The organism is Blautia sp. AM28-27, from assembly GCF_003480905.1.
GTDB lineage: Bacteria > Bacillota > Clostridia > Lachnospirales > Lachnospiraceae > Fusicatenibacter > Fusicatenibacter saccharivorans.
Genome location: NZ_QUJK01000002.1, coordinates 103059 through 117496, shown reverse-complemented (window position 1 = coordinate 117496; position 14438 = coordinate 103059). Strand labels below are relative to the sequence as shown.

Here is a 14438-nt window from a genome sequence, read left to right as displayed (position 1 = left end):
CACACCAGCATCAGGAATCCGTCAGCAGCAGAATATCTTCCTCCTTCAGATACAGCTCCTTTGGAATCCCCATTTCCGGGCTCCAGTCTGTTTTTGCGATATTCCACTGCAGCCAGCTGCATTCGGCATTCTTCCGGAACGAAATGTTCCATTCAAACGGATCTTCCCAGATTTCGGATTCGTTGACCGGAAATACATTTTCCTCACCCGGCCTTTCTACTGTGGCCAGAAAATGTGCCCGGATGCCGACTGCGCGGATATCGTCTGCAATTTCCCGCTCCTTTACGTGCAGCGTTACGCCCCAGTCCACGGCCCGCAGCGTGTGCGCATCCACCCGCTCGGCCGCCGAAATGTTCTTGCAGCCCGACAAAATTGCCGCTGTGCGCGTCTTCGGATTCTGGAAAAATTCCTTCAGCGGTTCCATGACTTCCATCTTTCCCCGGTTCATACAGCTGACCGTATCGCAGAGGCGGTACACCTCATCGCGGTTGTGTGATACGAAGATGACCGGTTTTCCGGCCTCCTTCAGATGTTTGTACATCTCCTGCTCCAACTGCCATTTCAGATAGGTATCGAGCGCTGAAAACGGCTCGTCGAGCAGAATCAGCTCCGGCTCTGCTGCGAGCATCCGTGCCATCGCGACGCGCTGTTTCTGTCCGCCGGAAAGCTGTCCCGGGATCTTTTTCTCCAGCCCTTCCAGCTGAAACTGGCGGATTAACGATTCCGTCCGGCTCCGGTCCGGCCGTTTTCCCATGCCTGCCTCAATATTCTGCACAACATTCATATGCGGAAACAGGGCGTAATCCTGGAACATATAACCGACTTTCCGCTTCTGCGGCGGCAGATTGATTTTTTTCTCCGAATCAAACAGCACCTTGCCGTCAAGGACAATCCGCCCCTCATCCGGCTTTTCGATTCCGGCGATGCACTTTAAGGTCATGCTTTTTCCACAGCCCGACGCGCCGAGAATCGCAAAAATCTCCTGCTCCGCCCGGAACTGCATATGCATAAAAAAGCCGTCCAGCTTTTTCGTAATATCTACTTCAAGCGCCATTCTTTATCCTCTACCACTGTTTCTGATTTTTCTTTCTCCGGTTACCGAGAAGGTTCATTGCCGTCATCGCAAGGAATCCGACGAGCAGTACGACAACAGACCAAAAACCCGCCGTTTTATAATCCCCGTCCTGAATCACCATTGCGATTTTCTGGGAAACGGTACCCGTCTTTCCCGGAATATTTCCGGCCAGCATCGACGTCGCACCGTACTCACCGAGCGCCCTTGCAAATGCCAGTACCGTACCGGAGAGCACGCCGGGACCTGCCGATGGGATGACCACTTTCCAGAAAATCTTCCACTCCGACATACCAAGCGTCCGCGCCGCATAGATCAGGTTCGTATCCACCTGCTCAAATGCCGCTCTCGTATTGCGGTACATCAGCGGAAACGCGATAATCGTTGCCGCCAGAATACAGCCAAGCCATGTCTGTACTGCCTTGATACTGAAATTCTCATACAGTGCAGCACCAAACGGACGGCGGAGGCTGAAAATCAGAAGCAGGAAAAAGCCTGCAACGGTCGGCGGCAGAATCATCGGAAGTGTCAGAAAGCCGTCAATTACGGCACGCGCGCCGGGACGCAGCTTCATCACCGCACGCGCGGCAAAAATACCAAAGAAAAAGGACAGAATCGTCGCCACAATACCGGTCTTGATCGAAATGACAAGCGGGCTCCAGTCCAGTAACTGTAAAAAATCCAGTATTTCCTGCATAACATTTCCTTTCTATCCACGGCAGCCCTGCATACCTGCATCACGCATCCTGCCCGGATTTTCTCTGATGCAAAACCACCGTCCGTAGAAACGAAATCTTTCTTTTTCGGACGGTGATTCCAAATCCCTGCTGTTTTTTGTGGGATCTTCTTTTTATTCTACCTCTGTATCAAAGTAATAATTCCGGAAGATGGCGGCTGCCTCATCGGAAGTCAGAAACTCTACAAAGTCTTTCGCTGCTGCCTGCTCGGTCTCATCTGCCTCTTTGTTGACAACCTGTGCTGCCGTGTAGATGACATTTCCGGTCAGATCGTACGGAACGACCTGCAGAACCTTCAGACGGTCCTCCAGACCGTAGGTATCGGAATAATAAACCGTACCAACCTCGTTGGATCCCTCTGCAACTGCGGAAGTAACGGCTCCTACGTTTGCACACTCATTGATTTCCACGCCGCCGAGCGCTTCGGAAACCTGCTGGGTTGTGATGGCCGATACGTCGTCTGCTTTCTCCAGAATGCCTGCATTGACCAGTGCTTCTCTTGTGTATTTTCCAACCGGAACGGAACCGTCTGCCAGTGCGATGCTGGATGCCTTGTTCAGATCCTCCAGGCCCGTAACTTCTGTATTGCTTCCCTCATAGGTTACAACGCAGACCTGATTGTTTACGATGTTGTGGCGGGTTCCCTCAACCAGGAGATTCTCACCCTCAAGCTGATCCATCTGTTTTGCTGCTGCGGAGAAGAATACGTCGCAGGATGCACCCTCTTCGATTTGTGTCATCAGGGTTCCTGAGCTGTCATAGCTTCCAACCAGTTTGACATTCGGCTGGGTCTTATTGTACTCGCTGATCAGCATCTCCATTACGGAGTTCAGGCTCTTTGCGGCAAATACGGTGACGGTGGTATCGTCAAATACTTCGCCGTCTGCTGTGCTCTTGGCGCTGGATGCGCTCTCTGCTTCCGAAGAAGCGCTGGATGCAGATGTGCTCTCTGCCTTGGAGCTGCTCTTGCTGGAAGAATCTGTGGAATTGGAAGATCCGCATGCGGCAAGAGAAAGTGCCATAGCTGCCATCAGAAGAATGGATACTGTTTTCTTTTTCATGATAATTGACTCCTCATTTTGTATATTTACGTATGAAGCGCCGGATGTGCACCTTTTCGTTTTCCGGTTTTTGCTGACCGGATCTGAATGAGCTGTGCGGCAATGCTGATTGCAATCTCCGCCGGCGTCTCGCTTCCGATTTCGATTCCGATCGGGGCATAGACACTGTCGAGCTGTTCTCCGGTAAAACCCTGCGCTTCCAGTTTTTCGCGCACATACTTTGTCTTTCTGCGGCTTCCCACCACACCGATGTACGACGCGCCGGTGCGAAGCGCAAACGCCTCGGCATCCGCATCGCACCGGTGGCCGCGTGTCACAATCACGAGATAATCATTTTTCCGGATCGAAAGAATCTCGTCCAATTTCGTAAAATCCACCAGCATGGTCTGCCCGGCATCCGGGAACAATGCTTTGTCCACATATTCCTCCCGGTCATCGAGTACGATACAGCAGAAATCCAGATGATGCAGCACCGGAACGAGTTCCTGGGCCAGATGGCCGCCGCCGAACAGATAAACCTTTCCGTCGTAGCAGAATTCCTCGGCGTAATACGTTTTCCCGTCCAGTTCCAGAATCCGGCAGTGGCCCGCTTTTTCCTGTGCCGCCGGAAGCATTTCCCACGCTTCTTTTTCCAGCACGCGGATGCCGGTTCCGTCCAGCGCAAAAAAAATCCAGTAACTGCGGTACCGCTCCTGCGCCGCAAGTGCCTGCGCCAGACTTTCTGCTTCGCCGTGCGCTCCATTCATAAAATAGAAGCACACCTTCACTCTGCCGCCGCAGACCATGCCAAGCCCCTTCCCCTCTCCGGTTCCGAGATCGTATTCTCTGTATTCACTTTTCTTCTCCTGCACCAGCTCCTGCGCATGCAGAACCGCCTGATATTCCAGGTTTCCGCCGCCGATAGTTCCGAAAATCCGTCCTTCCCGGCCGACCAGCATATAGGCGCCCGTCGTGCGCGGAATGGAGCCGTCCCCTTCGGTGATAAAGGCAAGAACCGTGTCCTGTCCCTCTTCCAGCTGTGCAAGCAGTTTCCGGTAAAGTTCGTCCATGTTTCCTCTCCTTGTGTCTGATCTCTGGTCTACTTTTCCGTCACCAGTTCGATGGTGTCACCCTTTTGAATCGTGCCGCCGCGCAGCACCACCGCGAAAACGCCCTCCCGCGGCATGATGCATTCACCCATGCGTTTGAAAATCTCGCAGTGGCTGTGGCACTCCTTTCCGATCTGCGTCATCTCAAGCAGCGCATCCCCGCAGGAAAACCGCGTGCCGACCGGCAGATTCCGGAAATCATATCCTTCCACGATCAGGTTTTCCCCGAAGGCGCCGAGCGGAATATCCGCCCCCTTTGCACGGAAGGCTTCTATTTTTTCATACGACAAAAGGCTCACCTGGCGGTGCCAGTGCCCGGCGTGTGCATCGCCCTCGATGCCCCAGTCTTCCACCAGCTTCGCCGTTTCCACCTCGTGCTTTGCCGTTCCCCGTTTTTCACTGATACAGATTCCTATGATTTTTCCCATTTCTTTTGTTTCCTCTTCTTTTCGAACCGCCGTCATTTCATCCGCCGATACCGGACATCAGGTGGTGCTCTGTCATATCCTTCGGCCGCTCAAAGCAGTGTTCCATCGGCTTTTTTAAGATTGCCTGTGCCATCACATCCCGCAGATCCGCCGCCGTTCCGTTCTGCAGAACCTCCCGCAGATCCACGCCGTTCTCATAGCAGAGGCAGAGCTTTAAAAAGCCGCGGCTTGTCAGCCGTACGCGGTTGCAGCTTCCGCAGAACTTTCCGTGGATCGCGCTGATAAAGCCGACGGGCATCGACAGCTTTTCGTACCGCACATAAGCCGCAGGACCGTTTCCTTCTTTTTCCTGGTCCGGCGTACATGCCCCATACCACTGTTCCAGCTCTGTTTTCAGCGCCTCATTCGACGGACCCACGTACGATTTTCCGGCGCCCACCGGCATCACCTCGATGAACCGCACCGGGACTTTTTCCTGCTCTGCAAATTCAATCAGTTCCTGCGCATGCAGTTCTTTTCGATGCACCGCATTCAGCTTCACTAAAAGACCCGCCTCTTTGGCCGCGCAGATGCCCTGCTTTACCTGCTCCAGCGCATCGCGTCCGGTAAGCGCCGCAAACTCTGCCGCATCCACGGTATCCAGGCTCACATTCACACTGTCACAGCCAGCCGCCTTCAGATCCCTCGCACACGATGCCAGGCGCACGCCATTCGTCGTGATCCCAACGGATGCGGTGCCCGGCACTGCTTTTATTTTCTGCACCAGCCCCACGCACTCTTTTCTTACCAGCGGTTCCCCTCCGGTAATCCGGTAATGCGTGATGCCAAGCCCAGCCGCGGCGTGCACAATCTTCAGCATCTCTTCGACGGTAAGCGGTGGATTCTGTTCCGCCTGCTCCAGTGCACAGCCCGCCGCACTCTCCGGCATACAGTACCGGCATCTCAAATTGCACGCGTCCGTGATGGAAATCCGCAGGTAATCTATCGTTCTGTCATACTGATCCTTCATCGTTTATCTGCCTTTTCCAAAACCGCAGTTCGGGAAGGTGCAGACCTTGCAGTTCAGGCAGAGACCGCCCTCGCCAAGACCGGCCAGCTCCTCCGCTGTCACCTCATCATCTGCAATGAGGCGCGGAAGGACAAGATCGAAAATCGTCCGTTTCGAATACATGACGCATCCCGGCAGGCCGACGATCGGTGTTCCATTTTCGGCATACGCCAGAAGGAACATGGCTCCCGGCAGCACCGGCGCGCCGTAGGAAACGATGCGTGCTCCGGTATTTTTGATCGCCAGCGGCGTCTTGTCGTCCGGATCCACACTCATTCCTCCGGTGCAGAAGACAAGATCGGCACCCGCTTCCATCGCGCGGCGGCATCCGTCTGTGATCTTCGATGCATCATCATCGTAAACCTCATGAAAGATCATCTCCGCGCCGAATTCTGCCAGCTTTTCCTGGATAACCGGTGTGAAGGTGTCCTCGATCCGATGGTAATACACTTCATTTCCCGTTGTCAGAACCGCAAATTTTTTCTTGTGGAACGGCTTTAAGGTCAGGATCGGCCCGTAGGAACAGACTGCCTGTGCCGTCTCCATCTTCTCTTTTTTGATGACGAGCGGAATAATTCTCGTTCCCGCCAGTTTGTCGCCTTTTTTCACGTATGTATCACCGTGGCGCGTCGCAATCATCATCTCGCCGAGGCTGTTTACTTTTTTCAGCTTCTCGCGGTCCACTTTCAAAAGACCGTCGCAGTCCGCGATCAGTTCAATTTTTCCTTCTTTGACATCGGACGGATGCATGTGATCGTTTTTACACATATCGTAAAGAATCTGTGCCGCCTCATTTTCATGCAGCATTGTATCGTCCTTTTCCCAGATGTAAATGTTGTCCTTTCCGACACTTAACAGTACCGGAATATCTTCTTCTGTAATGATGTGGCCTTTGCGGAATACCGCATCTTTTGTCACACCTTTGATAATCTGTGTAATATCGTGGCAGAGCACCTGGCCTACCGCGTCTTCTGTTTTCATCAGTTTCATCTGAAACGCCTCACTTTTTCTATTTGAATCTATTCCAGTTCCCCGCAGATCACTTCCAGCACGCTTCCGGCGATGCACCGCGCCTTATCGGAAATCGTGAAGCAGTTCTGCAGTTCTTCTTTCCGCGGATCGATGTCCGCAATCTTAAATCCCTTCGTCACCGGATAGCCGTCGCGGATCAGCCCGCGCAGCAGACCGGAGAGAGATGCTTCCACAGGTACCGTCCCGTTTTCTGTCTCAATCTCTGCAATCACAGCCCTGGCTTCCACAATGTCTCCGATCGAAGCCGCATTCCGCAGAATACCTTCCGCCTGTGCATGCATCACACGCTCTTTTCCGTACCCGCCGATGATGCCCGGAATGCCAGTGTTCGGAACCGCGCTTCCGCTTCGGATCACGCGTCCAAGATTATGACCGCGCTTCGTCTCAATTACAACATCCACATCTTCTCCTGCCGTAAAGCCCGGTCCGAGGGCAATCACAAGCGGCGCCATCTCTTTTGTCGTCCCGAGATTTTTCTTCGCCAGAATCGCATCGACCACGACGGCCGGGCGAAGTGCTGCAATGCTTAGTCCCGCCGGATCCACGAGCACCGGAACACCATCTTTCTTCCAGATCCGTTCCATTTCCTGTTCCAGAAGTTCTTTCCGGTTCTTTTTCTCTGCGAGATCCACGTCCATGTGCACGGCTTCCACGTCCTCTACCCTGGCACTGCCGGCATATACCGCTTCGCTCAAAGCCACCTGCCGCCGGATCGCCGCCGGGTGCTCTGCTTCCAGAACCAGCAGACGAAAGCCCGCTTTTTTCAGACGATGGATCGTACCGGTTGCAAGATCTCCTGCTCCCCGCACCACGATCAGATCTTTCTTTTTCATCTTCGCTGTCTTCCTTCTTTCGTTTCAGCAGCCGCCGTTTTCTTCCGTCTTCCGCGGTCTGCCTCGTTATTCTCGTGCGAGAATAACGCTTTTTCCATTAATAAAATACAGGAAAGGACCCGTTTTGTCAACGTGTCCCCGTAAAAAATGTTATTTTTCTTCTGTTCCAAACCACTTCTGAAACGACGCATCGGCGCCTGCGCGGACTTCTTGTTCAAACTTCCGGTACCGCTTCAGGAATTCTTTTCCCTCCGGGGTCAGTACCGTCTGGCCGCCGTTGCTGCCGCCCCGGTTGCCCTGTACCAGCGGGATGCCGAGATCCTCCTCGGCGCGCTTTAAGATTTTCCATCCCTTCGAGTACGCCATCTGCATGCATTTGCAACCCTTCGAAAGGGAGCCGGTTGCTTCCACATGCTCCATCAGCTCCGCCACACCGGGACCGAAGGCATGATCCGTCCGGCTGACGCGCAGCCGCATGTCGTACCGCAGCTTCTGTCGTAATGTTTCTTCTTTTTCTTCCATTTCCACCTCACACCTCTACAACAGCACACGGTACTCCGCCTCATAGGCAAGTCCCGCCGTCTGAAGTGCCGCAAGGATTTCTTTTCCCTCTTCCGGCGCTGCTTTCCAGGAAAGGCCGCAGCCCGCCGTAATTTCCCGCGGAACGGGGATCATCCTTCCCGGCAGGCCGTGCGCTCTCGCATACTGCTCCATCTGCATCGCCTGCGTTGTCCCCGCAAACGTCAGAATCCAGGTTTCTTTTCGCTGTCTCATATCGTTTCTTCCTTTTTCCAGCTTCTTTTGTATCCCGGATGCCGGCTGCCGCCTCTCTCACTGCTGCATTTCTTCTTCGGCAAACTCCCGCAGAGCCTGCGCGGCAATCCGGACTTCTTCTTCCGTCAGTACATGGGAAAAGCTGAACCTCACGGCTCCCTGCTCCCGTGTCCCGAGTGCTTCGTGCATCAGCGGCGCGCAGTGTGCCCCGCTTCGGACTGCAATACCATAGTTCTCATACAGCCAGTCGCTGACATATCCCGAATCACAGGAGCCGATGTTTAATGCCGCCGTTGGTACCCGCTGCTGCAGATCGTCTGTTCCATATAAAGTAAGTCCCGGGATTCCCTGAATTTCCTCCAGAAAGAGATGCATCAGCTCCCTCTCTCTTTTGTAAATCATTTCAATCCCCGTCTTCTCCAGATATTCCAGCGCTCCCAGAAGTCCCGCAATTCCGTGGACATTTAAAGTTCCCGCTTCCAGATGCTCCGGCATCGCCGCAGGCTGTTCTTTTTCATAGCTTCGGATTCCACTTCCGCCCATTTTGAGCGGCCGGATCGAAAGTTCGGGACGAACGTAGATTCCGCCGGTTCCCTGCGGCCCTAATAGTCCCTTGTGGCCGGAAAAACAGAGCACGTCGATCCCGCTTTTCTGTACATCAATCGGCAGAATCCCCGCTGTCTGCGCCGCATCGACGATCAGACGCAGGGAATGGCGTTCCGCAATTTCGCACACCCGCGCAAGATCCGTGATATTTCCGGTCAGGTTGGAGGCATGCGTGACGACAAACGCTTTCGTGTTTTTCCGCACTGCCGCTTCCATCTGATCATAATCGATCCTTCCAGATACATCCGCCGGAATCACGGAAAGCTCCAGTCCCTGTTTTTCCAGTGCATACAGCGGGCGCAGAACGGAATTATGCTCGCAGACTGTCGTGATCACATGATCCCCCGGCCCGAAGAGTCCGAAAATTGCCGTGTTCAGTGCCTCCGTATCGTTGCACGTAAACGCAATCCGCTCCGGACTCTCCGCGTGAAACAACTCTGCCAGCCGCATTCTCGTCTCAAAGACGATGCGGCCCGCATCCAGTGTCGCATCGTGTGCACCGCGGCCTGCATTTCCACAGCCGCGCAGTGCCTGGATCATACGCTCCTCTGCTTCTTTTGGATGCCACAGCGACGTTGCCGCCGAATCGAGGTAAATCATGGCTTAATCACGCGGTCTGCGCTGCTCATGCGCTCCACGATGTCATACATGTTGGTCACACTGCCGACCTGCAGCTTTTCGGTGATGCCGTAGAAGTTCAGGCATGTTCCACAGGTCAGAATTTCAACGCCGCGCGCTGCCAGATCTTTCAGATCCTCCAGGGACTCGGAACCCTCGCAGGTCAGCTTTGCACCGCCGTTGTAGAACAGAATCGTATCCGGCAGCTCATCCTGCTGGGTCAGTGCATAAAGGAAGCTCTTCATCAGAATTTTACCCAGCTCCTCGGCTCCTTCGCCCATATGGTCTGCAGAAAGAACGACGAGTTTTGTTTTCTTTGCCGCCGGTACGAGGCATACGGTTTTCTCTTCTGTTTCAGCCGGCTCTGTTTCCGATACGGTGAACTCCACATGATACTCTTTTTCTTTCTTCTCTTTTACCAGAAAGCCATATCCTTTCTGCTGCGCCATTTTTTCCAGGTTCTGCACGGCGATTTCATTATCCACCAGAACCTCCACTTTTCCGCTTCCCGCAAGTTCTGCAATCGCATTTTTTGCCTTTACCAGCGGTACCGGGCACACATCACCCATTGCGTTTACTGTCTTTTTCTCCATCTCTGCCATTTTTCATCCTCCCTGCCTTACCATTTCCTGCTCTGTGTCACATAAATTTCGGTTCCTGCCGGCTCTGTGATTTTTCCAACGATTGCTGCCGGAATCCCCTGCTCCAGCAGTTTTCTCTGCATTTTTTCTGCATCCACGGCATCCACGGCCATCAGAAGCCCTCCCGATGTCTGCGGATCAAACAGCACCTCCTGCATGCCGAACGGTATATCCTTAAAGGTCACATGCTGCTCCAGATGATTCCGGTTCCGCTGGCCTGCCGCAGTGATCAGAAACTCCTCCGCCGCTTCCACAGCCCCCGGGAACACCGGAATCTGATCCGCCCAGATATGGCAGGACACGCCCGACTCCATCATCTCATGCAGATGTCCTAGGAAACTAAAGCCCGTTACATCGGTACAGGCATGAATGTTATACTTCCGTGCCGTCTCCGAGGCGTACTTATTCAGCGTCATCATCGATTCCACTGCCTTTTGAAATCCACCCGGGTTTTCCTCCCCGACGCGGTGCGCCGCACAGAGAATGCCGGTTCCGAGCGGTTTCGTCAGAATGAGCAGATCACCCACGCGGCCCGTATTGTTCTGCCAGATCCGGTCCGGATGCACGGTTCCCGTGACAGAAAGGCCGTATTTTACACTGTCATCCGCAATCGAATGACCGCCGGAGAGCGATCCGCCCGCCTCCTGCACCTTTTCCGCGCCGCCGCGCATGATTTCTCCGAGGACATTCAGATCCATCTGTTCCGGAAAGCAGACGATATTCAGGGCTGTCCGCACCTCTCCGCCCATCGCATAGATGTCGCTTAAGGCATTCGCCGCCGCAATTTTTCCAAACGTGTACGGATCCTCCACCACCGGCGGAAAGAAATCCAGCGTCTGGACCATCGCAAGGTCGTCCGTCAGCCGGTAGACGGATGCATCGTCTTTGCTGTCATAGCCCACCAGCAGATTCGGATCCTTTTCCCCTTTCGGCAGCTTCTCCAGAATATGTTCGAGCACGCCTGCCCCGAGCTTTGCCGTACAGCCGCCGCTCTTACAGAAAATAATTTTTTCTTCTTCCATCGTTACCTGTTCCCTCTTTTTTCAGCTTCTTCCGCACTCTCCGTCCGTTCCGCGCAGAAGTCCCAACGCATGCGGCAGGGTATCAAGTACAAATCCAAGACTCTCTTCCACCGCCTTCGGGCTTCCCGGCAGATTGATAATCAGCGTCCGATGACGGATTGCACTCACTGCCCGGCTCAGCATCGCCCGTTTTGTGATCGCCATGCTGCCCGCGCGGATCGCCTCCGCGATGCCAGGTGCCACACGGCCGGATACCGCCAGAGTTGCCTCCGGTGTCACATCCCGCATGGAAAATCCCGTGCCGCCTGTCGTGAGGACAAGATCGCACTGCTCCAGATCGGCAAGCCGGATCAGTTCCTCCTCGATCATCGCCCGCTCATCCGGCAGAAGACGCATCGAAACGACCTCATACTGCTCCGCCGGAAGCAGCTCTTTGATCCTTGGGCCGCTCTTATCCTCGCGCTCGCCCTGATATCCTTTGTCACTTAACGTTACAATTCCCACCCGGAAAACCGGGAAATCTTTCTTTTCTGCCATGCTTTATTTTTCCTCTTTCTGATAGATATAATGACCGCTCTTTCCGCCGTCCTTTTCCAGAATGTGGATATCACGAATCACCATGCCGCGGTCCATCGCCTTGCACATATCGTAGATCGTGAGCAGCGCTGTGGAAACGCCAGTCAGCGCCTCCATCTCCACGCCGGTCTTTCCGACACATGATGTGGTGCACACGGCCGTAATAGAATTTGTATTCTCGTCCGTGGTAAATGTCACTTCGCAGTTCGTCAGCGGCACAATGTGGCACAGCGGAATCAACTCCGCATTCTTCTTCGCCCCCATGATGCCTGCCAGCCGTGCAACGCCGAGCACATCGCCTTTTTTTGCCGTATGATCCCGCACGGCTGCAAATACCTCCGGGCTTACCTGTATGGTTCCCGTCGCCGATGCTGCCCGGTACGTGTCCGGCTTCTCATGGACATCAACCATGACGGCGCTGCCGTCTTTCTTAAAATGGGTAAATTCCGCCATCTGTCTCCTCCATTCTATTTCCGTTTTATTCTCCGGGTTCCCACTCTTCTTCCGCTTCACGCACGGGAAGCTCTGCTCTCCCATACCAGGGATTCGTGTTCTCACCGCTTTGTCTTCTGTTTCCTGTCGCGCACGTAACCAGAACATGCTCGATCCCCTGCCTGCGCAGCAGCTCCACAAGTTTCTCTGCGGCCGCCCGGTGTTCTTTTTCCTCATACTGGTGCAGTACCGCATAAAACGTTCTGCCTTTCAAATCCTTCTGCTGTCCCTGTTCCGATGCGATCAGCCGTGCCAGATCTTCTTCCGTGATATGGTGTTCCATCGTACAGCCAAGCAGTTCCGCCGCCCGTTCTGCCCGAAAGCAGCCCTTGCCAAGCGGCTGTCCCAGTGCCGAAAGACCTGTCACACCAATCACAAGATCTGAAGAGGAAAGCAGCGCCGGTTCATGTTCCGCCGGTGCCTTGCACGGCAGGTGCCTCGCGCCGTCCGCCTCGATCAGCGTCAGATCGGCCTTTTTGCGTGCCGCTTCAAATAGTTCCGTTTCCGGCATGGAAAGCTTTTCCGTATCCCGGCAGGCACTCCCGATAATCGCTGCGCGGCCTGTGCGAAATTTTCTTTCGACCGCTTCCAGACTCTGGTCATGCCATTCCTTCGGCGGACGGTAAATGTGCGTCGAAGTTGTCACCAGTACCTTCTGATCGTTTTTTACGCAAAAGCCTGCCATCTCGTACAGCAGCGTCGTTTTTCCGCCGCCGCCGATGATAGAAACTACATAGTTCTTTTCCTTTAAAAAGGGGAACGCCGTTCCCATTCCTACCGGCTCCAGCTTCTGTTTTTCTGTTTTCTGCCAGATTCGAAGCATCTCCTCTGCCCCCTTCTGCCGTCTTTCTTTCTCACTCTACCATACTCATTTTGGGCTGTCAAATTTTACTCGCGCCGTAAAAACTTGAAAAAAGAACTGCCCCGATCGGGCATCCCCATCAGAGCAGTTCTTCTATTCTTACTGAACGTGTACGGTAAGCACCGCTGCATTTGATCTGTTTCCATCGCTGTCCGTCACATGATACGTCAGCGTGTAATCTCCCGGCACTGCAGTATCCACATCGCCGTCGATCTCAATCTGGTTAAAGAGTGACTCCTGGCTGTCTGCATCATCGGTCATCTCTTTGATATAGCTGGTTTTGTCCAGATCGTTTCCGGCTTCCACTGTTACTTCATACGTATTCAGGTACAGTTTTGGGCTTTCCGCCGGCAGTGCTTCGATTTCCATCTGCGCATCTGTCTCATTTTTTGTGCCCTCTGTGTCATTCTGCTGCGGCTCCTCTGTTGCCGGTGCAGACTCATCTGCCGCCCCACTGTTATCCGTTTCCTGCGTAGCCTCATTTTCCGCCGGGGTATCTTCCGCTGCAGCTTTATAATTCACGCGGCGTGTTGCTTTTGATACATTATTGTGACTGTCCTTTGCCGCATAGACAACCGATGCACTGGTATGGTCATCGTTCGGGAAAATGTTTTCAATCATCAGCGAATCTGTCACATCTCCGTCTTTCTCATCCGTTGCAGTAACGCCTTCCAGCAAAGGCGCTGTATCACTGCCTTCCTCATACGTTACATCCCCATCAGCTGGAAGCTCGATTTCCGGGCCTTTTCGGTCGTCCGTCACTACGACAGCTGCTGTACCGGCTCCTAGCGCCACGCACAGGACAATCAAACCTGCAACAATCCCTTTTTTCATGGCAGTTAATCGTCCTCCTCCTGGCCGTAATCTCCATATTTGTACTGACCGTATTTTCCGTATTTACCATACGCCTGTTTCTGCATATCCACCTTGTTCAGGACAACGCCAAGCAGCGGGCAGTTACTTCTCTCGAGCTGGCTCTTTACTTCCTGTGCAAAACGATAGCTGATCACACCGGACTCAATGACCATGATTGAACCATCACAGATTTCTGCAACGATTGCACTGTCGATAACGCTTCCAAGCGGAGGAGTATCCACAATCACATAATCGTAAACTTTACGAAGTGCATTTAAAAGACTTCGGAAGTTCTTTCCCCCCAGAAGCTCTGCCGGATTCGGCGGAAACGGGCCGGAATAAATCATGTAAAAGTTCTTTACATTGGTAGAACAGATGACATCCTCCAGAGTTGCCTGACCGGACAGGAAGTGTGCCAGTCCGCGAACAGATTTCTGTGTTTTCGTTCTTCCAAGAAGAACCGATTTCCGAAGATCGGCATCGATCAAAATCACTCTTTTTCCGCTCTCTGCAAGAGAAATGCCGAGCTGCATAGAAACACTGCTCTTTCCCTCATTTGGTGTACAGCTTGTAACCGCGATTACTTTCTTATCTTCTCCGCAGAACTGAAGGTTGGTCCGAAGAGATTTGTAGGCTTCCACAATCTGATAGCCTGATTTTTCCTGTTTTACTACTACCTGATTCACGTTCCGT

The 14438-nt window shown here is 53.5% G+C and carries 18 protein-coding genes; all 18 read right to left on the bottom strand.

All coding sequences use genetic code 11. The annotated features are described in order from the left end of the window. Positions 1 to 10 precede the first annotated feature (10 nt). Positions 11 to 1054 carry a sulfate/molybdate ABC transporter ATP-binding protein gene (locus DW743_RS04740; protein ID WP_117760653.1) on the bottom strand — a complete coding sequence of 348 codons (1044 nt, stop codon included), beginning with the start codon at positions 1052 to 1054 and terminating at the stop codon, positions 11 to 13. A gap of 10 nt (positions 1055 to 1064) precedes the next feature. After that, complete coding sequence (gene modB, locus DW743_RS04735; RefSeq protein ID WP_117760651.1) at positions 1065 to 1769, bottom strand: molybdate ABC transporter permease subunit; 705 nt, start codon at positions 1767 to 1769, stop codon at positions 1065 to 1067. A gap of 153 nt (positions 1770 to 1922) precedes the next feature. After that, on the bottom strand, positions 1923 to 2870 hold the full coding sequence (gene modA, locus DW743_RS04730) for a molybdate ABC transporter substrate-binding protein (protein ID WP_117760649.1): 948 nt from the start codon (positions 2868 to 2870) through the stop codon (positions 1923 to 1925). A 26-nt stretch (positions 2871 to 2896) separates the two neighbouring features. Next, a complete protein-coding gene (locus tag DW743_RS04725; protein ID WP_117760647.1) occupies positions 2897 to 3919 on the bottom strand; it encodes an XdhC family protein in 1023 nt (340 codons plus the stop codon). Positions 3920 to 3948: 29 nt separating this feature from the next. Beyond that, complete coding sequence (locus DW743_RS04720; RefSeq protein ID WP_022462461.1) at positions 3949 to 4386, bottom strand: MOSC domain-containing protein; 438 nt, start codon at positions 4384 to 4386, stop codon at positions 3949 to 3951. A 37-nt stretch (positions 4387 to 4423) separates the two neighbouring features. Beyond that, positions 4424 to 5395 (bottom strand): GTP 3',8-cyclase MoaA, encoded by a 972-nt coding sequence (gene moaA / locus DW743_RS04715; RefSeq protein WP_055227950.1) that lies wholly within the window; start codon positions 5393 to 5395, stop codon positions 4424 to 4426. A gap of 3 nt (positions 5396 to 5398) precedes the next feature. Continuing rightward, positions 5399 to 6424, bottom strand: coding sequence for a molybdopterin-binding protein (locus DW743_RS04710; RefSeq protein WP_055227949.1), 1026 nt, complete (start codon positions 6422 to 6424; stop codon positions 5399 to 5401). A 29-nt stretch (positions 6425 to 6453) separates the two neighbouring features. Further along, positions 6454 to 7299 (bottom strand): selenium-dependent molybdenum cofactor biosynthesis protein YqeB, encoded by an 846-nt coding sequence (yqeB, locus tag DW743_RS04705; protein WP_117760645.1) that lies wholly within the window; start codon positions 7297 to 7299, stop codon positions 6454 to 6456. Between the two features lie 150 nt (positions 7300 to 7449). Beyond that, the gene (locus DW743_RS04700; protein ID WP_022462465.1) at positions 7450 to 7821 is read right to left on the bottom strand and encodes a winged helix-turn-helix domain-containing protein; all 372 of its coding nucleotides are present in this window, start codon (positions 7819 to 7821) and stop codon (positions 7450 to 7452) included. Positions 7822 to 7836: 15 nt separating this feature from the next. Continuing rightward, positions 7837 to 8073, bottom strand: coding sequence for a DUF3343 domain-containing protein (locus DW743_RS04695; RefSeq protein WP_022462466.1), 237 nt, complete (start codon positions 8071 to 8073; stop codon positions 7837 to 7839). A 57-nt stretch (positions 8074 to 8130) separates the two neighbouring features. Beyond that, positions 8131 to 9279, bottom strand: coding sequence for an aminotransferase class V-fold PLP-dependent enzyme (locus DW743_RS04690; RefSeq protein ID WP_055266420.1), 1149 nt, complete (start codon positions 9277 to 9279; stop codon positions 8131 to 8133). After that, positions 9276 to 9890 carry a sulfurtransferase-like selenium metabolism protein YedF gene (gene yedF, locus DW743_RS04685; protein ID WP_334294816.1) on the bottom strand — a complete coding sequence of 205 codons (615 nt, stop codon included), beginning with the start codon at positions 9888 to 9890 and terminating at the stop codon, positions 9276 to 9278. The genes DW743_RS04690 and yedF overlap by 4 nt, the downstream gene beginning before the upstream one ends. Before the next feature lie 26 nt (positions 9891 to 9916). Then, positions 9917 to 10960 carry a selenide, water dikinase SelD gene (gene selD / locus DW743_RS04680; RefSeq protein WP_055220516.1) on the bottom strand — a complete coding sequence of 348 codons (1044 nt, stop codon included), beginning with the start codon at positions 10958 to 10960 and terminating at the stop codon, positions 9917 to 9919. A gap of 21 nt (positions 10961 to 10981) precedes the next feature. Beyond that, positions 10982 to 11497, bottom strand: a complete 516-nt coding sequence (locus DW743_RS04675; RefSeq protein ID WP_117509367.1) for a MogA/MoaB family molybdenum cofactor biosynthesis protein — start codon at positions 11495 to 11497, stop codon at positions 10982 to 10984. A 3-nt stretch (positions 11498 to 11500) separates the two neighbouring features. Continuing rightward, on the bottom strand, positions 11501 to 11989 hold the full coding sequence (gene moaC, locus DW743_RS04670; RefSeq protein ID WP_022462471.1) for a cyclic pyranopterin monophosphate synthase MoaC: 489 nt from the start codon (positions 11987 to 11989) through the stop codon (positions 11501 to 11503). Between the two features lie 25 nt (positions 11990 to 12014). Further along, a complete protein-coding gene (gene yqeC / locus DW743_RS04665; protein ID WP_117760641.1) occupies positions 12015 to 12851 on the bottom strand; it encodes a selenium cofactor biosynthesis protein YqeC in 837 nt (278 codons plus the stop codon). 138 nt (positions 12852 to 12989) lie between these two features. Next, positions 12990 to 13724, bottom strand: a complete 735-nt coding sequence (locus DW743_RS04660) for an immunoglobulin-like domain-containing protein (RefSeq protein WP_117760639.1) — start codon at positions 13722 to 13724, stop codon at positions 12990 to 12992. A 5-nt stretch (positions 13725 to 13729) separates the two neighbouring features. Beyond that, positions 13730 to 14431: a polysaccharide biosynthesis tyrosine autokinase gene (locus tag DW743_RS04655; protein ID WP_055227943.1), complete on the bottom strand. Its 702-nt coding sequence runs from the start codon at positions 14429 to 14431 to the stop codon at positions 13730 to 13732. Positions 14432 to 14438: the final 7 nt, after the last annotated feature.